The sequence below is a fragment of the Acinetobacter sp. YH01011 genome (genome assembly GCF_013420785.1).
GTDB lineage: Bacteria > Pseudomonadota > Gammaproteobacteria > Pseudomonadales > Moraxellaceae > Acinetobacter > Acinetobacter towneri.
Map to the genome: position 1 here is coordinate 91,011 of NZ_VOYG01000001.1, position 19,333 is coordinate 110,343.

Annotated in this window: 24 protein-coding genes; 4 read left to right on the forward strand and 20 right to left on the reverse strand. The window is 41.7% G+C overall.

The genetic code is table 11. The features are described from left to right. Window positions 1-72: 72 nt before the first annotated feature. From FTT78_RS00460 to FTT78_RS00480, 5 genes are all read right to left on the reverse strand, one after another. Window positions 73-474, reverse strand: a complete 402-nt coding sequence (locus FTT78_RS00460) for a DUF3106 domain-containing protein (protein WP_004971806.1) — start codon at window positions 472-474, stop codon at window positions 73-75. Further along, window positions 464-784: a hypothetical protein gene (locus FTT78_RS00465; protein WP_004971804.1), complete on the reverse strand. Its 321-nt coding sequence runs from the start codon at window positions 782-784 to the stop codon at window positions 464-466. The genes FTT78_RS00460 and FTT78_RS00465 overlap by 11 nt, the downstream gene beginning before the upstream one ends. Next, the gene (locus FTT78_RS00470; RefSeq protein WP_180043365.1) at window positions 781-1,395 is read right to left on the reverse strand and encodes an RNA polymerase sigma factor; all 615 of its coding nucleotides are present in this window, start codon (window positions 1,393-1,395) and stop codon (window positions 781-783) included. Before FTT78_RS00470 ends, FTT78_RS00465 begins: the two co-directional genes overlap by 4 nt. A gap of 156 nt (window positions 1,396-1,551) precedes the next feature. Then, on the reverse strand, window positions 1,552-2,328 hold the full coding sequence (locus FTT78_RS00475) for an RNA methyltransferase (RefSeq protein ID WP_004971802.1): 777 nt from the start codon (window positions 2,326-2,328) through the stop codon (window positions 1,552-1,554). 50 nt (window positions 2,329-2,378) lie between these two features. Beyond that, the gene (locus FTT78_RS00480; RefSeq protein ID WP_096901127.1) at window positions 2,379-3,353 is read right to left on the reverse strand and encodes a class 1 fructose-bisphosphatase; all 975 of its coding nucleotides are present in this window, start codon (window positions 3,351-3,353) and stop codon (window positions 2,379-2,381) included. A gap of 177 nt (window positions 3,354-3,530) precedes the next feature. Between FTT78_RS00480 and FTT78_RS00485 the strand changes: the two genes are divergently transcribed. Then, window positions 3,531-3,716 carry an NF038105 family protein gene (locus FTT78_RS00485; protein WP_004971800.1) on the forward strand — a complete coding sequence of 62 codons (186 nt, stop codon included), beginning with the start codon at window positions 3,531-3,533 and terminating at the stop codon, window positions 3,714-3,716. Between the two features lie 156 nt (window positions 3,717-3,872). Here FTT78_RS00485 and pal read toward each other — a convergent pair whose 3' ends face one another. The 6 genes from pal to ybgC all read right to left on the reverse strand — a co-directional run bounded on the left by pal (window position 3,873) and on the right by ybgC (window position 8,763). Next, window positions 3,873-4,442, reverse strand: a complete 570-nt coding sequence (pal, locus tag FTT78_RS00490; protein WP_004971799.1) for a peptidoglycan-associated lipoprotein Pal — start codon at window positions 4,440-4,442, stop codon at window positions 3,873-3,875. A 70-nt stretch (window positions 4,443-4,512) separates the two neighbouring features. After that, on the reverse strand, window positions 4,513-5,796 hold the full coding sequence (gene tolB, locus FTT78_RS00495) for a Tol-Pal system beta propeller repeat protein TolB (RefSeq protein ID WP_026438303.1): 1,284 nt from the start codon (window positions 5,794-5,796) through the stop codon (window positions 4,513-4,515). Window positions 5,797-5,989: 193 nt separating this feature from the next. Further along, entirely contained in the window at window positions 5,990-7,177 is a 1,188-nt protein-coding gene (gene tolA / locus FTT78_RS00500; RefSeq protein WP_180043336.1) for a cell envelope integrity protein TolA, read from the reverse strand. A gap of 3 nt (window positions 7,178-7,180) precedes the next feature. After that, window positions 7,181-7,630: a protein TolR gene (gene tolR, locus FTT78_RS00505; RefSeq protein WP_070154130.1), complete on the reverse strand. Its 450-nt coding sequence runs from the start codon at window positions 7,628-7,630 to the stop codon at window positions 7,181-7,183. Further along, window positions 7,630-8,328: a protein TolQ gene (gene tolQ / locus FTT78_RS00510; RefSeq protein ID WP_104851739.1), complete on the reverse strand. Its 699-nt coding sequence runs from the start codon at window positions 8,326-8,328 to the stop codon at window positions 7,630-7,632. The genes tolR and tolQ overlap by 1 nt, the downstream gene beginning before the upstream one ends. 27 nt (window positions 8,329-8,355) lie before the next feature. Then, the gene (gene ybgC, locus FTT78_RS00515; RefSeq protein ID WP_004971791.1) at window positions 8,356-8,763 is read right to left on the reverse strand and encodes a tol-pal system-associated acyl-CoA thioesterase; all 408 of its coding nucleotides are present in this window, start codon (window positions 8,761-8,763) and stop codon (window positions 8,356-8,358) included. A gap of 228 nt (window positions 8,764-8,991) precedes the next feature. Between ybgC and FTT78_RS00520 the strand changes: the two genes are divergently transcribed. Continuing rightward, window positions 8,992-9,570 (forward strand): hypothetical protein, encoded by a 579-nt coding sequence (locus FTT78_RS00520; RefSeq protein WP_180043334.1) that lies wholly within the window; start codon window positions 8,992-8,994, stop codon window positions 9,568-9,570. Between the two features lie 82 nt (window positions 9,571-9,652). Here the strand turns inward: FTT78_RS00520 and ruvB are convergent, their stop codons facing one another. The 3 genes from ruvB to FTT78_RS00535 form a co-directional block, all read right to left on the reverse strand. Next, entirely contained in the window at window positions 9,653-10,660 is a 1,008-nt protein-coding gene (ruvB, locus tag FTT78_RS00525; protein ID WP_180043332.1) for a Holliday junction branch migration DNA helicase RuvB, read from the reverse strand. A gap of 242 nt (window positions 10,661-10,902) precedes the next feature. Beyond that, window positions 10,903-11,505 (reverse strand): Holliday junction branch migration protein RuvA, encoded by a 603-nt coding sequence (ruvA, locus tag FTT78_RS00530; RefSeq protein ID WP_179989042.1) that lies wholly within the window; start codon window positions 11,503-11,505, stop codon window positions 10,903-10,905. A 129-nt stretch (window positions 11,506-11,634) separates the two neighbouring features. After that, on the reverse strand, window positions 11,635-12,975 hold the full coding sequence (locus FTT78_RS00535) for a deoxyguanosinetriphosphate triphosphohydrolase (RefSeq protein ID WP_104851741.1): 1,341 nt from the start codon (window positions 12,973-12,975) through the stop codon (window positions 11,635-11,637). A 264-nt stretch (window positions 12,976-13,239) separates the two neighbouring features. On the opposite strand from FTT78_RS00535, the gene FTT78_RS00540 reads away from it, so the two are divergent. Next, window positions 13,240-13,557, forward strand: a complete 318-nt coding sequence (locus tag FTT78_RS00540; protein ID WP_096901118.1) for an NGG1p interacting factor NIF3 — start codon at window positions 13,240-13,242, stop codon at window positions 13,555-13,557. 540 nt (window positions 13,558-14,097) lie between these two features. Here FTT78_RS00540 and FTT78_RS00545 read toward each other — a convergent pair. Both FTT78_RS00545 and FTT78_RS00550 read right to left on the reverse strand, forming a co-directional pair. Beyond that, entirely contained in the window at window positions 14,098-14,874 is a 777-nt protein-coding gene (locus tag FTT78_RS00545; RefSeq protein WP_180043330.1) for a nitroreductase family protein, read from the reverse strand. Window positions 14,875-15,024: 150 nt separating this feature from the next. Then, a complete protein-coding gene (locus FTT78_RS00550) occupies window positions 15,025-15,825 on the reverse strand; it encodes an enoyl-CoA hydratase-related protein (protein ID WP_131261168.1) in 801 nt (266 codons plus the stop codon). A gap of 411 nt (window positions 15,826-16,236) precedes the next feature. On the opposite strand from FTT78_RS00550, the gene FTT78_RS00555 reads away from it, so the two are divergent. After that, window positions 16,237-16,809 carry a nicotinate-nicotinamide nucleotide adenylyltransferase gene (locus FTT78_RS00555; protein WP_096901115.1) on the forward strand — a complete coding sequence of 191 codons (573 nt, stop codon included), beginning with the start codon at window positions 16,237-16,239 and terminating at the stop codon, window positions 16,807-16,809. A gap of 78 nt (window positions 16,810-16,887) precedes the next feature. Here FTT78_RS00555 and FTT78_RS00560 read toward each other — a convergent pair whose 3' ends face one another. The 4 genes from FTT78_RS00560 to queE form a co-directional block, all read right to left on the reverse strand. Continuing rightward, window positions 16,888-17,346, reverse strand: coding sequence for a peroxiredoxin (locus FTT78_RS00560; protein ID WP_096901114.1), 459 nt, complete (start codon window positions 17,344-17,346; stop codon window positions 16,888-16,890). 70 nt (window positions 17,347-17,416) lie between these two features. Further along, on the reverse strand, window positions 17,417-17,821 hold the full coding sequence (locus FTT78_RS00565; protein ID WP_004971768.1) for a hypothetical protein: 405 nt from the start codon (window positions 17,819-17,821) through the stop codon (window positions 17,417-17,419). Window positions 17,822-17,834: 13 nt separating this feature from the next. Continuing rightward, on the reverse strand, window positions 17,835-18,506 hold the full coding sequence (gene queC, locus FTT78_RS00570) for a 7-cyano-7-deazaguanine synthase QueC (RefSeq protein ID WP_136144778.1): 672 nt from the start codon (window positions 18,504-18,506) through the stop codon (window positions 17,835-17,837). 89 nt (window positions 18,507-18,595) lie between these two features. After that, entirely contained in the window at window positions 18,596-19,306 is a 711-nt protein-coding gene (queE, locus tag FTT78_RS00575; RefSeq protein WP_180043328.1) for a 7-carboxy-7-deazaguanine synthase QueE, read from the reverse strand. Window positions 19,307-19,333 lie beyond the last annotated feature (27 nt).

The window sequence follows — 19,333 nt, forward strand, 5'->3', positions numbered from 1 at the left end:
ATCTGTTTTACACGATGAGGCTTTTGTTATTGGTGACTTCAAGTACTTTCTATTATCCATGAACAGATAAAATTAGTGACTCATTGCAGGCTGCTGATATTTAAGAATGTATTCCTGACGAATTAAAGGTCGTTGTTCAGGTGTTGCTTGTTGCAAGCGTTGTCCTAATTCACGACGTTCTTGCGTGCTCATTTTTTGCCAAGTTTCACGCATTTTTTGTTTTTCGCTATCAGGCAGTTGAGTAAACCAATCCATCCGCTGCTGTAAAGCTACGCTTTTTTCTGCAGGAATTTCTTTTAAGTTTTGATAGCGCTTAATTAAGGCCAATTGTTCTTCTTCAGAAAGAGTTTCCCAGGTTTCTGAAATTTGCGTATCTGCATCTTTGGAAAAAATCCAAAAACGCTCAAACCCTGCAAAACTGGTTTGTAAAAAACTGAGCGCACAACACGCAATCACAATTCGTTTAGCTGCCATGTGGAACTTTGTCCTCACCCAACACCATTAACATTTCTAAATCTTCCACCATTTGTGGAGAAAGTTTAGGAACAGATACAGCTTGATTCTGCGGCTGTGTGGTCATTTCCATTGAATTTGGCAAGACCACAAAACCTGCAATTGCCGCAGCCAATGCAAAACCTGACATTTTCCAAAGCCCATAGCGCGATGTTTTCTTGTCTTGAATATTGTCCAAGACATGATTCATGACCGCGGCTTTGTCTTGATGGTGGCGAGCCAATCCATCAAGTTTAGATGTCACTTGTTTTAAGAAATCATCTTGTTTCATTCTGATGATCCTCCCAGATACGGATTCATATGTGCCAAACTGTTGCGTAAAGCTTGAATAGCACGGTGATAATGCGTTTTTACACTGCCTTCAGTGCAGTTCATAATTTGTGCGGTGGTTTGCGTATCAAAACCTTCCCAAGCACGTAACATAAAAGCTTGTTGTTGCCGCACAGGAAGCCCCGCAATTGCTGCCTGAATTTCTTCTACAGTCACAGCTTGATCTAAAAACTCTGCAGGATTGAGTGCTTGCTCATCGACAATATCAAGTTGTTCAACATCGTCATCATCTAAACTGATTTTTTTGAACCATGAAAACGGTTGAGCGCGGCGAGCTTCTTTACGACGCCAATCTTGTAATTTGTTATTTAAAATGGTGTAAAACAGGGGATACCATTCCTCTGTGGCTTTGTCAGCATAAGATTTATGCAAGGAAATAAAGGCTTCTTGCACCAAATCCATAGCAATGCCGTGCTGTCCTTGCGTTGCACTTTCCATCATCACTAAGGCACGCCCCGTTACTTCTTGCATAAAATTCTTCAGACGTTGCTCAGCCGTACTCTTAAGAGCACTCAAATTTTCCGAGTGTGACGACTTCGGGTTTAAATCCATAGAGATGGAAAATCCTGTCATTGGATACCCACGATTATTTTTAACATCATATTTTTATAACGCTAAAAACAATGGTTTGGTTGACATTGCAAGTTATTATTTTCAGTCTAATCTATTTTTTTTGCAGGGCTAGTCTTTTTAAAATAAATTAACCATTTACAGACGTTGGCGTACCATTTCAAAGAAACAGATTGAGCCTGCAATTGCCACATTCAAAGATTCCTGTCCACCTGGTTGTGGAATACTTACCGCTTCTGCATGCTGTAAGGCATAATCGGACACACCTTGACCTTCATTGCCTAGAATCCAGACGCAAGCCTTACGCAGATTTTTGGAATAGAGACTTTCTGCATGGTGTGAACTGGTCACATATACAGGAATCTGAAATTGTGCTAAGACATCTTCGAGTTCAATATTTTCAAAGGTATGCAAGCTAAAGTGTGCGCCCATGCCTGCACGTAACACCCGTGGCGACCAAAGTGAGGCAGAGCCTTTGGTACAAATAATTTGTTCAATACCTGCTGCTGCTGCAGAGCGCAATAAGGTGCCGACATTACCCGGATCTTGCACATTTTCTAAAATCAGTGTGTCTGCTTTAAAGTCTAAAGCTTGGCTTGAACTTGGCACGTCGACAATGGCTAAACAGGCAAGGGAAGTGCCTAAAGTGCTTAAATCTTTATATAAAGATTCGCCAATGACAAAGACCACGCCTGTGTATTTAGCCAAAATACGCTCATAGTCAGGATGGCTTAGTGCATGTTCGGTGGTAAAAATCGAATTGATTTTTTTATTTTCATGTAACCACGCCAGACACAAATGTGTACCTTCAAGTACCGTTTGTCCCTGTTTTTTGCGATAGTTATTTTGTTCAATTAAACCACGTAAGTGTTTAATTTTCGGGTTATCTTTTGATTCTAAAAAAATCGTAGGCATGCGATAAAATCCACAGCAGTCAGCGAATGGCCGACTGCTGTTGTTAAAAATTATTGATGGTAGCTGCTGACCAAATCGACTTCATTTTTTGAGCCAATGATGACAGGCACACGTTGATGTAGGTCTGTGGGTTGGATGTCTAAAATACGCACACGACCTGTGGTTGCCGCACCGCCTGCTTGTTCCATGAGCATACTCATTGGATTGGCTTCATACATTAAACGTAAACGACCTGCTTTTTTCGGGTCTTTTAAGTCGTATGGATACATGAAAACCCCGCTACGGCAAAGGATACGGTGAATATCGCCTACCATACATGCAACCCAACGCATGTTAAAGTCTTTTTCGCGTGGCCCAGTTTTACCAGCCAAAAGCTCATCAATATAGCGTTTTACAGGTGCTTCCCAATGGCGTTGGTTTGAAGCATTGATCGCGTATTCTTTTGTATCGGCAGCAACTTGAATGTTGTCTGCAGTCACCAAAAACTCTTGGCTTTCTGGGTCAAAGGTAAAGAATACCACGCCTGCACCAACAGTGAGCGCCATCATGGTAGATGGGCCATACAGGACATAACCTGCAGCAACTTGTTGTGTACCTGCTTGCATAAAGTCTGCAGCTTGGGTCACGGCATGTTTTGCAGGTAAAATTGAGAAAATAGTACCCACACACATATTGATGTCGATGTTGCTTGAACCATCCAGTGGGTCAAATAACACTAAATATTGACCATTTTCCTGAGCAGGAGTGAATTCGTCTAATTCTTCCGACGCCAAACCACCCACATTAGGATGTTTTTGTAACGCATCAATTAAATAATCATTTGAAATAACATCTAATTTCTTTTGTTCTTCGCCTTGTACGTTTTCATTTTGCGCACTGCCTAATACGCCCGCCAACGCACCTTTTTGTAATGTTTGGTCAATTGTTTTGCAAGTATTGGCTATAGTTTCAATTACTTGAGCAAGTTCGGGTGTTAAATTTCCAGTTTGTTGTTGTAGAAATTGGGAAAGGGTGCGGTATGACATGACTGGAAAACTCCGAATGACTGCAAAAATGAGGATAACAATATGCTGCAATAGTTTAGATGAGAACGCGTTAAAAGAAAAATTAAACTCGACTATTTGCTGTGATTTTACCCTTGCAAGTCCTGCAGAAAGTGCTATGTTGATGTGAAGGATTTAATTTGAGATAGGAGCACAGATATGACAACGTTAAAGTTTGATGCGACTCCAACGCCAAGCGAAGGGATTAGTTTAGACGATATTTCTGAGGACAAGATGAAAGCCGCTTGGAAAGATTACGAGTCTAAACCTGAATATAAAAAGTTTAACAAGCATGATTTGATTGAATCTATGCAAACTGCAAAAGCTGATGCCGAGTCGGAATAACTGAAGCAAAGCTGTATTTCTGCACTTATCTGTTAGTTTTTAAAATATTCGTTTGCCCAGTTTTTTATGTCATAAAAAAGCGCCCTTGTAATAAAGAGCGCTTTTTTCGTATTGGGGAAACACGTTCTAAACGAGTTTTTCCCAAACAGCAAATTATTATTTCAATAATGGTGGAACAGCTTCGTAGTTAATTTCTACGCGACGGTTTTCTTTCCATGCATTTTCATCATGTCCAGGGTTGACTGGCATTTCTTTACCATAGCTCACTGCTTCAAGCTGACCTGCGTTAACGCCGCTGGTGATTAAGAAGCTCTCAACCGCTTTGGCACGACGCTCGCCTAAAGCCATGTTGTATTCGCGTGTACCGCGTTCATCGGTATGACCTGTAAGCGCTACTTTAGAGTTGGCATTCGCCATTAGAAACTGTGCATGTGCTTGTAGGGTCTGGTAATCATCATTAGATAATTCGCTGCTGTCGTAGTCAAAATGCACCACGCGCTTTGCCAAGAAAGCTTTGTTGGCTTCGGTTACACCTTTGGCAGATGCACCTGCAAGGTTTTGTGCATTTAAAGCTGCATCTTCACTCAAACCTTGGGTGTTGACTGTAGTTGCACCACTTGGTGTTTGACCTGCTTGTGAGTCAGTCGTTGGTTTGCGGTTTGCACAACCTGTCATCACTAAAGCCGATGCCAAAACAGGGAGTACCAATAATTTAACTGCGTTCATCCTCATCTCCATGAAGCTTGATTTTTGGTTTTAAAACAGAACTGAAAAGTGTTTACCTTGCGGGTACTCATTATTTTGGTGCCCACGCAGGTTCACGCACTTCACCTTGTTCACTAGGTAAGTTCATGCGGAAGCGACCGTCTAAAGACATAATTGACAATAAGCCACGTGCGCCTTCGCGCGTTGCATACACCACCATTTGCCCATTTGGTGAGAAGCTTGGCGACTCATCCAAACTGGTTGGGGTTAAAATATTGGTGATATTGGTGTTGATGTCTTGAATTGCGACTTTGTAATTACTGCCACTTGGGCGATGCACCAATGCCAGTTTACGACCATCGGCACTGAGCGTACCACGTGCGTTAAATGCACCGCGGAAGGTTAGGCGTTTGCTGCTGCCTGTGGCAAAGTCATAACGATAAATTTGTGCGGAACCACCACGATCTGAAGTGTAAATAAATGATTTACCATCTGGTGCATAACGTGCTTCGGTATCAATCGCACTGTCATTGGTCATGCGTCGCAGTTCACGGGTGCTTAAATTCATTTGATAAATTTCTGGATTGCCATGCATGGATGCGGTAAACAACATACTTTGACCATCTGGTGAGAAGCTTGGAGCACCATTTAAACCACGGAAACTGGCTAATTTTTCACGCTGACCTGTCGCCAAATCTTGCACATAAATAGCAGGGCGTTTGGTTTCAAACGACACATAGGCAATTTTTTTGGCATCTGGTGTCCATGCAGGCGATAAAATAGGATCACGCGAAGTCAAAATGGTTTTAGGCTGTTCACCATCAGTATCGGCAATTTGCAGGGTATAGCGTTGTTCAGGTGTTGCAGGGTTGCGCAGTACATAAGCAATGCGTCCGCTAAAGTCACCTTTAATGCCCGTGAGTGCTTCATAAATGGCATCACTGATCATGTGTGCAGCAGAACGTACGCGTGACGCAGGCACGCTTAATAATTCATTCAATAAGTATTGCTGTTTTTGCACATCATAAAGTTGGTAATGAACTTCATAACCGCCTTCTGCAGTGGCTTTGACATTTCCCGTCACCACATAAGGTACACCTGCGGCTTGCCATGCAGCTGCATTTGGATTGTTCATGCTTGCAGTTGCAGCAAGGTTTTTAGATGAACTGGTGAATTTGCCTGAACGGTTTAAATCGTTTTCTACAATAGGATAAATACTTTGATCATTGCCAAACGGCACAATCGCAATTTTAGGTGCTTCTTCTGGTGCTTTGGCAATTTCTAAATGCAGTTGTGCAAAAGATTGTGTGCTTAAAACTGGGCTAAGCGCAGTTAAAATAGCAAGACAAAGTAGGTGTTTACGCGTTGTTTCCATCATTCGCTATTTTCTCAAATCAACATAACTTTTTTGGATGTAATTGTGGTACATAATGGCATGCTTTGGTAGGAATGAAAGCATGAATTTATAATAAAACTGTTATAACACTGTGAAAATTTAAATTTATTTATACTCGTAAATATTTTGAGAAGGAGTTAGCCAAATAGATGTTATTCGGCTAACTGGTAACTTATTGCGCTGTAAAGGTAGAGGTGAAGCTACGTGCTTCGCGTCGTGCATCTGGGTCTGATGGCATCGGATAAGGTGCGGCAGCACGAACAGCAGCTTCTACACTGGCTTTCATGTCAGGGTCGCTAGAATTAACCACGACAGACTGAACTGCGCCACTGTCACTTAAAGTCACGCGGGCAGTTGCACGTTGACCCGAAGAACCAGCTGGGGTATCCCACGCTCGTCTGATTTTATTTTCGAAATCGCGTTTAGCAGTGGATGCAATGCGTCGTACTTCAGCCTTTTTCTGAGCAGCTTCTTCTGCAGCTTGTTTGGCAGCTGAGGCTTTGGCTTCAGTATCGGCACGTGCCTTCGCTTCGGCATCAGCTTTGGCTTTTGCATCTGCGTCAGCCTTACGTTTTGCGTCGGCATCAGCTTTGGCTTTTGCATCTGCAGCAGCTTTACGTTTTGCGTCGGCATCAGCTTTGGCTTTTGCATCTGCTGCAGCTTTACGTTTTGCATCGGCATCTGCTTTGGCTTTTGCATCTGCGTCAGCTTTACGTTTTGCCTCAGCATCTGCCTTGGCTTTTGCATCTGCTTCAGCTTTGCGTTTTGCTGCTGCATTGGCTTCGAGTTGACGTCTTTCTGCCGCTTCTGCTTTTTTCAGGGCTTCGGCTTCTTTACGACGTACAGCATCTGCTTCAGCACGTGCTTTGGCATCGGCTTGAGCTTTTGCTTTGGCGTCAGCTTCTCGTTGAGCACGTTCTTCGGCGCGTGCTTGTTGAGCTTTTAAGCGTTCAGCTTCTAGTTTTTGTCGCTCTGCAATTTGTTTGGCTTCAGCAGCTTGTCGTTCTGCACGTGCTTGAGCCTCTGCTGCTTGTGCAGTTTTTTGTGTATCAACTTGAGGAGCGGGTGGCGTAGGAGCCGCTGCAGGTGTTGGAATGACAGGGGCAGGTTCAAGAGCAGGCTCGGCTGTTTGAGTAATTTGCTCTGCTACATTTTCATGTGTGGTTTCAGCAGATTTAGTTTCTAATAAGGGTTTTAAATCTTCTGGTTTTATTAATACCGTTTTAATGGGTTTAGGCGGCTCAGGTGCTTTACTCATGCCCAAATAAAGCAAGCCAACCACTGCGATAAGGTGGACACCTACGGTGAACCCAATCGCGATGGCTTTTTGTTGAAAAGGTGGCTTTTTAAAATCTTTCATAAATTACTTTAAAGGCTCGGTCAGCAATCCAACTTGGGTTAAACCCGCATCTTGTAAGTCAGACATTAACGCAATCACATCACCATAAGGGCGTGTATTATGACCGCGAATAACAACCTGAAACTCTTTGTTTTCAGCTTTGGCTTGAATTTGAGCATCGGTCAAAATTTGTTTCAGTTGGGCTAATTCCAAAGGTTCGGCTTTGTGTTCTTTGTATTCTAAAAAATATTGCCCATCTTTATTTAAAGTCACCAAAGCAGGGGCATCTTTCGATTCAATTGGATTACCATTGGCTTGAGGTAAATCGACTTGAATCCCACTGGTAATCATCGGTGCAGTAACCATAAAAATCACCAATAACACCAACATGACATCAATATAGGGCACTACATTCATGTCACTTTTGAGTGGTTTCTTAATGCGCTCGAAGCGTCCTGAGCGTTGAATGGCCATTAGTCGTGATCCTTAGTATTGCCTAAAGATTGACGTTGTAATAAAGCCACCATTTCTTCGGCAAATAAAGCACGATCAGAATAAATCGCTTCGCCTTTGGCGGTGTAATGGTTAAAGGCAAGTACCGCAGGAATGGCGGCAAATAAACCAATGGCTGTGGCAATGAGGGCTTCGGCAATCCCTGGTGCGACTGTTGCCAATGTGACTTGATCGACATCTGCCAGTCCAATAAAGGCATTCATAATGCCCCAGACGGTACCAAATAAACCAACGTATGGCGCAACCGAACCAATGCTGGCTAATGCACCTAAGCCTTGTTCAAGTTGAGCTTGGTCGCGGCTTAAACCGACACGTAAAATACGTTCTGTGCCTTCAATGGTTTGTGTTGCAGGCGCTTGGCGCTTTTTGAGTTTTAAAAACTCACCTAAGCCTTGATAGAAAATATCTTCCAAACCGACACGTTTTGAATTGAGCTGTGCGTTGTTGTAAAGCGTATTTAATTCTGCACCAGACCAGAAGATTTTTTGGAAATGCTGATCATCTGCCTGTGCTTTTTTATAGCTCATGTGTAACTTGGCAATCAGATACCAACTGTATAATGATGCTAAAAGCAGCGAGAGCATTACCAGCTGAACAACAGGACTTGCTTGTAAAATAAGATCTGATACTTGAAGAGATGATTCGAGTTGTGTTGCCATAGTTACTACATGTGCCAATTCATTTTTTTAATCTTGTCCTAATTCTTTCAGAATAAGGCTACGAATTTCATCTGGCAGACGACGTGGTTTCATATCTGAACCAAGACAGGCCAATTCAACCTCGCCAGATGCAAGCATGATTTCACCACGATAAATATTTTGTTGCAATACAAATGATGACGCTTTACACGAAACTACACTTGCTGTAACAGTAATTAGGTCATCCATTAAGATTGGACGTGAATATTTCACGTTAATTTTATGCACGACAAAGTTGTAATCTTGTTGATGCCAATAATGATCAACACCCGATGCACGAAGCCATTCGGTACGGGTACGTTCCATAAAGCGAATATGGTTGGCGTGGTAAACAATGCCGCCTGCATCAGTATCTTCCATATAGATACGAATTTTAAATTCAAATTTATTCGCCATGATGATGTTCCGCTTCAATGTTGCAAAGTTGTTTGATAAGCAATACTTATAGCTTACGCCGTGTCTGTGAAATTGACGTGAATCGGGGCTATAAGTCAAGCTGTGTATAGCGTGGCAGTTTATCATTCTCAACGCTTCGTCCAATGGCACAAGATTTCAAACATGCTTTTAAGTTAAAATTAGCTGCCTGCCTGATACATGCAGATGATCCACCCCAATGAGCAGCACATGAGCCGTTTAGTTAAATTTTTTGTGGTAATTGCCATATTGTATTTGTTGTGGATGACGCTGTTCCAGCCAGATGGAGGAATTGCGGATAGCACAACCTATCAGTCATCGCAGCAAGTGCATCAATTTAAAGACTATACCATTCAAGCTTTGGAAACCTATGAAGGTGAGTTTCGGGTATTGTCACGTGAAAATTATAATTTTGGACGTGAAGCCGAACTTAGCCCTGTCGATTTTGCTTTGGGATGGGGCGAAATGGCCAAGCCTGAAGTGTATAAACAGTTGTCTATTCGTCAAAGCAACCGTTGGTATCATTGGCGTTATGAACAAGCACCACCGATTCCTGTGCAAGAGATTGCAAGTTTGAGCGCTAATACGCATTTAATTCCTGCCACACCCGCGATTGCGACACAGTTAAAACAGATTGATGAAGATGATTTGATTTATTTGAAAGGTAAATTGGTTGAAGTTACTGCCGCAGATGGGTGGCAGTGGCGCAGTTCTTTAAGCCGTCATGATACAGGGGCGGGCGCGTGTGAATTAATGCTTGTTGAAGATGTGCGTGTCATCGAAAATTAGGGTCTATCTACAGACCCAATTGACCTAAATATTTAATAGCTTAAAGGGAGATAGCTCCCTTCAAGCTATTTTTTCCTTTGAGCTATTTTTCTTTTGGCTCTGGCGGTGTCATCCCAAATTGTAAATACGCCATATTGGTGGCAATACGCCCGCGAGCGGTTCGCATTACATAACCTTGTTGAATTAGGTATGGTTCAATTACATCTTCCAAAGTGCCAGAGTCTTCAGCCATAGCAGCGGCCAAAGCTTCCACACCTGCAGGCCCACCATCAAAACGCTCTAATAACATTGATAAATAACGACGGTCTAAGGTATCTAAACCATCTTTATCGACATTCAGCATATCTAGCGCACGTTGTGCCATCTCTTGCGTGACTTCACCTGTGCCTTTGACCTGCGCATAGTCACGAACGCGACGCAATAATCGGTTGGCAATACGTGGTGTACCACGTGAACGACGAGCGACTTCATTGGCTCCTGCATCGGTCATTGGCACACCCATTAAACTCGCCGAGCGTTTGACAATATGGGTCAAATCTTCAACCGAATAAAATTCCAAACGCTGCACAATACCAAAACGGTCACGTAACGGTGAGGTGAGTAAGCCTGCACGTGTGGTAGCGGCGACAAGGGTAAATGGTGGCAAGTCCAGTTTAATGGAGCGTGCTGCAGGCCCTTCACCAATCATGATGTCCAGTTGATAATCTTCCATCGCTGGATACAAAATCTCTTCAATCACAGGTGAAAGACGATGGATTTCATCAATAAATAACACATCGCCTTCTTCAAGATTGGTCAGCATGGCGGCTAAATCACCTGCGCGTTCCAAGACAGGCCCTGAAGTGGATTTAAGATTGCCGCCCATTTCACGGGCAATAATATTGGCGAGTGTGGTTTTACCTAAACCTGGTGGTCCAAAAATCAGGGTGTGGTCCAGTGCTTCTGCGCGTCCACGGGCTGCACCAATGAAAATTTCCATTTGTTCACGCACTACAGGTTGCCCAATATAGTCATCGAGTGAAGTGGGGCGAATGGCGCGATCAATTTGATCTTCGGGTTTTTCAGAACCACTGATTAGACGGTCTTGCATATCGTGTTAACTAATCTCTTGAGCTGGGCATTTTGATGCTGCATGCACAGCCTCAAAGTATGAGTTGCGTTTAAATGCCTTTGCGAAGGCATGATTTTACTTTTGAAAGATCAAAAGTAACAAAAATCTTATGTTGAGTTGAGGGTATATCCCTATACCCCAACTCAACGGGCGACATCCATGTCGCCAGTCATGTATCCAATATTGGAAAGATGAACTTACGCTAGGTTTGTTGGCATCTTTTATTTATTCATCGACTTTAATGCTGCACGGATAATATCACTGGCTTCAGTAAAATCGGCCTTAACTGCATTAATCAGTTTTTGTGCTTCGGCAGGTTTATAACCTAAAGATTGTAAAGCGGCTTCGGCTTCGGCAACAGCAGAATTGCCTGTAAACTGGATTTGAGTCATTGTGGAATTGCTGCTGCTCACTTCGTTGGACATGGCTTTAAAGCGATCACGTAATTCAATCATTAAACGTTCAGCAGTTTTTTTGCCCACACCTGGCACTTTAATCAGGGTATTAATATCTTCATGTTCTACGGTGTGAATCAGTAATTCGACACTCAAGGTTGATAAAATACCTAGCGCCATTTTTGGGCCGACACCATTGACTTTAAGTAAGGTTCGGAAAATGGTTTTTTCTTGGGCTTCTAAAAAACCATATAACAATTGAGCATCTTCACGCACGGCTAAATGCGTCCATAGGGTAATTTTCTGCCCTTTTTGTAATTGGCAAAATGTGGTGAGCGGCGTGTCAATTTCATAGCCCACACCATTCACATTCAGCAACACGGTTGGTGCTTCTAAAGCCAATACTTCGCCAATAAGACATCCGATCATATTTGTGATTCACTGATTGATTTAAAATAAGTTGCTGTTCGCATAGTAGAGCGCATTTTCACAAAAGGCAAAATTCGTGCTTAAATTCTACGTCAATCTTATATAAGTTATTGATATACAGGTGATTCATCATAGCAGACCAACCTTATTGCCTTGTAATTCTTGCGATAAGTTATAGGCTTGGTGATCTGAAAACTTAGAGATAATGTCCAAGACTTGCATGATATTGTCATAATGATTATGCGCAAAATCTGCCCCTGAGCGTTGCAAGATGGACATTAAACGCTGCTCTTTAAAACTTAGGGTTTTATGGGGTGTGGTGAGCGGAATAAACGCATCCAAAATGTTTTGTAAACTTTGATGCGCAATAATTTCCAGCCCTGCCTTTTGTGGATGCTCGAAAATTTTCTCACGGGCTAAGTCTTTGGCGCGATTAATACCAATTTCAATATCTGCCGAGCAATATTGTAAAAGACTGCCTTTGAGCTGTCCCATTAGAATTTCCAAATGGTGTTTGGCAAACGCTGTGGTGACTTCATCGACCAAACGTTTCATGACCCGACCACGCAAAGCGGCAATTTTTTGTTGCCATGTGGTACGTGCCATCGCCAGTTCTGCTGGAATACCGTAGTCACCAATCAAGTTTAAAAAGATCGGTTCAACTTCTTCATAGCTGAGCATGTTTAAAATAATGCCATCTTCCAAATCAATTAAGGCATAGCAAATATCATCTGCTGCTTCCAATAAATATGTCAGTGGATGACGGCAATAGTGATAATCGCCCAATTGAATCAGACCAAGCTGTTCTGCAATTTGTTTGAGAATTTCTTTTTCGGCTTGGTAACAACCAAACTTATCACGTTGATTGGCAGGGCGGTTGCCTTGTTCGGCAATGGTTTTGGAGAGCCATGGATATTTTAAATAAGCGCCTAAAGTGGCATAGGTTAAACGCATGCCGCCATCATTTGGATGGTAGTCAATTTTGGTGAGTAGCCGTAAACCTTGCGCATTGCCTTCAAACTGACGGACATCGGCTTCTTCTTCATCACTAAGTTTGGCGAGGAAATTGCCGTGTGAAGCATCATCAAACCATTCACGAATGGCGTATTCGCCTGCATGTCCGAAAGGTGGATTGCCAATATCATGTGCCAAGCATGCGGCTTGAATAATCGCACCGACATCGGCAGGGGAAATCCACATAGGCAAGTGGTCTTTAATTTTTTCTGCAGCCAACATCCCTAATGAACGTCCAATACAAGACACTTCTAAAGAATGGGTTAGGCGAGTGTGAATACCATCGTGTTGAGTCAATGGATGGACTTGGGTTTTACGGTTTAACTGTCTAAAACTTTGCGAAAAAATAATACGGTCATAATCTTTATGAAAAGGGCTGCGCGCCTGTTCTGTACTTTGTTTTTTACTACCAATTCGAACTGTGGAAAGCAGTTCTAACCAACGCATTTGAGTCATTTATCATTATTCACTATGTGCTTGTTTTGCATCATGCCAAAAAAATGACAAAAGCTCTAGGGGCGTGCGACATGGCTTGTCTTTTTAAATCTAAATTCATACAAAATGGGGGATAAGTTTGTGGCGAAGCGTACTTTAAAGTTTTTTTGGGGAACTGTATAAATTGAGGATTGGATGATGCGTATAGGTTGCCAAAATAGCAACAATGCTCAAATTTTTATGCTAATTTCTAATTAATTGTGAAATGGATAGCGAAGCTTAAATATGCTCAAACTGATTTATTATGTGCCTGAATCTCATCTTGAAGAAACCAAACTGGCTATTTTTGCAGCGGGTGCAGGTGGAATTGGCAATTATGAACATTGTGCATGGCAGGTTTTAGGCACAGGGCAATTTAAACCTGTCAAAGGAGCAAATCCGTTTGTTGGCGAGTTAGATGCTTTGGAACACGTTGCCGAGTGGCGCGTGGAAACTATTGTACCTGAGCAAAATGCTCAGGCAGTCGCAAAAGCGCTCAAGGCAAGTCATCCTTACGAAGAGCCTGCCTTTGAGTTTATGCAACTTTTAGATATTAATTTTTAAAGACTTAAATACCAATTTTTAAAGAAAAATAGAATTGTACGATCACTCATATATGGATTGGGGCAAATATAAGTTGCGTAGATAGAGTTTACTTTTCACGGGCGAAAAGTAACAAAAGCCCTCTGTTAGACTGATGGTACGTCCTGTACCACAGTCTAACGGGCGACATCCTTGTCGCCTTATCACGAGTCAAAATGTGGCTAGGTTTTAAAAATACAGTTGAAATATTAGGGTCTGTTGACACTTCATCTATGTTTGCGACGTGAGAGATATATCTCGCAAGGTTTTTTAGCTGCTATAAGGCATGGGGCAGGAAATTTAGTTATTCTAAATGACTGACTCATAACGCAATAGCAGCAAAAAATATGCTCGTCCCCTTGCGCAGCAAACAAAGCAGCGCTTTGTTCTTGCTCATGTGGCTAAAACTTTCTCAGATTACGTTATGAAACTTGGCAATAGTCTCGCTATTCCTTGCGTTTCATGCCTAATCTGCTCAGTTTTAGCCTACAGCGCAAGCCATTTATGAAATGTTAACAGCCCCTAGACTTTCTGAATAAACAGGTCACGGTCAAAACGATATTGCGGGAAAAATACACCATCTTCGGCACGTTCACCTGCAGCAATAACCATAACTGGGTGCTGTTGATCATTCAGCTTTAATAATTTGCGTACCATTGGTTCATCAAAACCTTCCATCATACAGCTGTCAAAGCCATGTGCACGAAGTGCTAATACCATATTTTCACAAGCGAGTGCAGTGGTTTTACTGGCCCAAAGTTTTGCATCGGCAGGGGTGAAGGCAGTGACAGGTAATTGTTTATCTAAACTACGAGCAATTTTAAATGCAACTTTCTTAAAGTTACCTACTGTGTTTAGGTAACCAGTCATGTAGTTATAAGGAATAAATTTGTAATACTTTTTCACTGCAGCAGGAGCTTCAGGAAAAGGAAACTCGCTGATGTTCTTTTTGGCCATTTCATCCACCCGGTCAGTGCGTGCTATACACACAATGAGCTCTGCAGCGGTGCGTGCCGCAAGCTGTCCTAAACAGGCTTTGACCAGTTGCTTTTTCTTAGCAGGGTTTTGCACCACAACAAATGTCCACGGCTGCAAGTTAGATGAGTTTGGTGCGAGTAAGGCCATGTCTAAGCAATCATCTAAAACCTCGGCAGGTATGGCTTTGTCAGTAAATTTACGTACCGAACGACGGCTTTGAATGACTTTTTTAAAGTTTTCTATATCAATATCTTGTGGTGCAGGCTCAAAATAACGTTCTTTTTTTTCAGCTTTAACATCAGCTGGATTTGGATTAGACATTACAATTTTCCTCAATTTTTTAATGATTGATAGCACATTGCAGAATATGGGGGCGAATAAAGAAAAAACCACATTCAGCCAAAATGAATGTGGTTTTAAAACGTCTAGTTTACTTGAAATGGGTGTAAGTACATTTCAGCTAAACAGCGCTTAATTAAATTGGCTGAAATCAGGTTTACGTTTTTGCATAAAGGCCTGCACTGCTTCCATCATTTCTGCTGAGCCGACACGTTGCATAAAAATCTCAGCTTCATGGTCAATCCAAGCCACAATTTCATCGACATTATGTTTCATGAGGGCTTTAGATTGTTTAAGTGAAGCTAATGGTAAAGCTGCCAATTGTGCTGCTTTTTGTTGCGCCGTTGCATAGACATCAGTTTCAATGCTATTAACTAAATTTGCCGATAATGCCGTTTCGCTATTGAATTTTTGTGCAGTTAGCAACAGTTCAGCCGCCTTGTGATAGCCTGCTTGTTCTACCAGAAGTTTGCTTGATGCACCTTCAGGCGATAAGCCCAAGCTCACAAATGGAATTTGGAATAGGGCAGTATTGTCGCTATACACCAAATCTGCATGCAATAAAATTGTGACACCAATGCCAATCGCCACCCCACGTACAGCTGCAATCAGCGGTTTAGAAAACTTGGCTGCAGATTTTAATAAGATGAATGGAGGACCTTCGGCAGCAGGTAGTTGTCCTTTAAGTGCGGCAGACTTCATAAAGTCTTGCATGTCATTGCCAGCACTAAAATCTGCATCTGTGCCACGTAAAATTACACAACGTACTGCGTTGGACTGATCTGCTTCATCTAAGGCTTGTGCAATCCACAAATATAATTCACCATACAGCGCGTTTTTTGCTTCTGGTCGGTTGATGGCTAAAGTCAGTACGCCATTGTCTAAATTCGCATTCAAATGTGGGTGAGGTTGTTGAATACAGCTCAGTGTCATCGTACTATCCTTGCTTTGATTGGTTTGAATTTATGGCTCATTATGTCGCAAATTCGCAGCGCTGGCACAACTCATGAGTTCATAAAAAGTTAGTGAATGATGAGATTTGCGTTCCTAATTCAATGTGAAATTTATTTAGAATTTGGGGTTGTTCATTTAAAAAATGAATAAGCAAGGCGGAATCTTAACGTCTATTAATTCTATTTTAGGATTAACCTTCGGTTCGACCTACTTTTGTTTTGGCAAAAGTAGGCAAAACCATTTGTCATCCACGAAACCTGCCCAATTATTGTTTTTGATTTATTATCTTGCAAAAACAATAATGAGTTGATACCACGCAGGTTGTGGATGACATTTCCGCGTATCAGATAGCATCATGTTGTTATCAAAATTAGGATTGGCGTATTTATTATGCAATATACGTTTGATTATTTGGTTTTCATTGGCCGCTTTCAGCCATTTCATTTGGCGCATTTGCAAACCATTCAAATTGCGTTAGCACGTAGTCATTATGTGATTTTGGCATTAGGTTCTGCACAAAATGAGCGCAATTTAAAAAATCCGTTTTTAGCCAAAGAACGTGAGCAGATGATTTTGTCTAACTTTTCACCTGAGATGCAAGAACGGATTAAGTTTGTGCATGTCGTAGATGTCTACAATGATGAAAAATGGCAAAAACTAGTCAAATCTTTAGTCGGTGAATTGATTCAACCGCAAGATCGTGTTGGTTTAATTGGGCATTTTAAAGATGACTCGTCTTATTATTTAAAGTTTTTCCCTGAATGGGAGATGGTAGAATTAGACAGCTTGCAAGATGCCATGTCTGCTACGCCTGCACGTGAGGCTTATTATCGTGGGGAAATACAGCCTAATTTTTTCCCGCAAGGCACAATTGATTTCTTAACCGCATTTCAAAACACGGAAATTTATCGTCAATTACAAGACAAATACCAGCAGCAGGATAGCAGTAATTTGACGGAGTAATCCAGTTTTTAAATGAAAAAGGATGATTGAAAAAGCTTTCAATCATCCAGAACATTGTGTTTTTTTAGAGGCTGAAAATTAAGCCTGTAAAGCGGTTAAATCCGCAAGCACTTGCTCGGCATGTCCTGCAGCTTTGACTTTACGATATTCTTTCAGTAATTGACCTTGATGGAAAATAAAAGTAGAGCGTTCAATGCCCATAACTTTTTTGCCATACATATTTTTTTCTTTAATCACATCAAACAACTGACACAATACTTCTTCTTTATCGCTAATCAAGTTGATGCCTAAAGATTGTTTTTCGGTAAAGTTTTGATGGGCTTTGACTGAGTCGCGCGAAATGCCAATGATGGTGGTATTAAGCGCATCAAATTGTGGCTTTAGCGCAGTAAAATCGACAGCTTGTGTGGTGCAGCCTGGGGTAGAATCTTTCGGGTAAAAATACACCACTAACCAATCTGTACCAAGTTCGGTTAAATTGACTTCGCCTGTGGTTGCAGGAAAAGCTTGATTTGGTAATTGAATTGTCGTGCTCATATTTTTCTCCAAAATCATGCACATAAAAAACTAGCCACATAAAGTGGCTAGTTGAAATTGTTAAGAAAAATTATTTTTTCTCAGCCGCTTTCATTGCTTCTTCAGTTAAGGTTTTTAATTTACCTGTAAGCTGAGGACCAAAACAAGTTTGCAAATCTTTATTTTGCTTTTGTACAAAAGCTAAAGTCGCAGGGCTCTTTTTCTGGTTAATTGCGCTTTGAATTTCCCATTTTTGAGCGTTGGTTAATTTACCATCTGCTTCTACTGCACAAGTACAATATTTGCTTACTTCAGCTGTAGTCAGTTTTTTGCCTTTTGCAGTTTCTTCTTTACAAACATTAATTAAAGCTGCTTTTACATTGGTGCTTTTATATGCTTGTTGCAACTTGTCATTATTTGCGTGTGTCGTTGTTGCGAATAATGCAGCAACAGACATAATCGCAGAAACTATAATGTTTGATTTTAAATTTTTCATACACTTTACCTTGTTATGACGGTATATAACGCGTTGGGTCTGCAACACCGGCATCGGCAAAACCTTGTTTGCGTAAGCGACAGCTGTCACATTTACCACAAGCACGTCCTTGGTCATCTGCTTGGTAGCAAGAAACCGTTTGACTATAGTCTACGCCATGTTCAATACCTAAGCGAATAATATTTGCTTTGGATAAATGTAACAAAGGTGTCTCAAATTTTAACGGTTTGCCTTCTACGCCAACTTTGGTTGCCAAGCGTGCCATATTGGCAAAAGCATCAATAAATTCAGGACGACAGTCAGGATAGCCCGAATAATCTACCGCATTAATACCAATCACAATTGCTTCTGCATCAAAAACTTCGGCAGCTGCCAAAGCATAAGACAGGAAGATGGTATTACGCGCAGGCACATAAGTCACAGGAATACCTTCTTGCTCATGATCAGGTACTTCAATGCTGTGATCGGTCAGGGCAGAACCGCCCAAGTTGCCTAAATCAATATTAATCACACGATGCTCAATGCCTGCATTTTTAGTCAAGGCACGTGCAGCATCTAGCTCTGTAGTCGAGCGTTGACCATACATAAAACTAAGTGCAATACATTCATAACGCGCTTGTGCCCATGCCAAACACGTGGTTGAGTCTAATCCACCAGATAACAATACAATGGCACGAGGGCGCATAATTGAACTCCAAATTTTAAAATATAGCGATAGAACTTGAGCAAAAGTGTGAAGATTGACGTCAATACGAATGGGGATTCGTGAGGAGATTAACGACCTGTTTCATCATTCCAAAGCAATTTATGTAATTGCAATTGGAAACGAACAGGGAGATGGTCGGCTAAAATCCACTGTGCCAAATCACGTGCAAGTTGTGGCAAGGCGACTGCACCTTTTTCGACAGCAAATGCAGGGGAGAACCACACTGTATCGACTTTTTTATGCAACTGATATTGCTCAACTTGCTGCTTCGCCCAAAGATAATCGTCATGATTGCAAATCACAAATTTGATTTGATCATGTGGGTTTAAAAAATCTAAATTTGATAATAAGTTGCGTGACATTTCACCCGATGCAGGGGTTTTTAAATCCAGCACCTTCGACACACGGTTATCCACTTTAGAAATATCTAAAGCTCCACTGGTTTCCAAAGACACTTCACAACCTAAATCTGCCAAGCGTTGCATGAGTGGCAGTACATTCGGTTGAGCCAGAGGTTCACCGCCCGTCACACATACATACGGTGTTTTAAATTCTAGCGTGGTTTGGATGATGTCATCTAAAGATTGACGTTCGCCACCTTCAAAAGAATAAGTGGTATCACAGTAATGGCAACGCAATGGACAACCCGTTAAACGAATAAACACGGTTGGCAAGCCCGATGTATTGGCTTCGCCCTGCAATGAATAGAAAATCTCCGTGATGCGTAAACCCGCAGACGGATCAGAAACAGGAATAGCGGAAGATCGGAGGGTATTCATAAAATTCATCACAGTATGTAAAAAAAC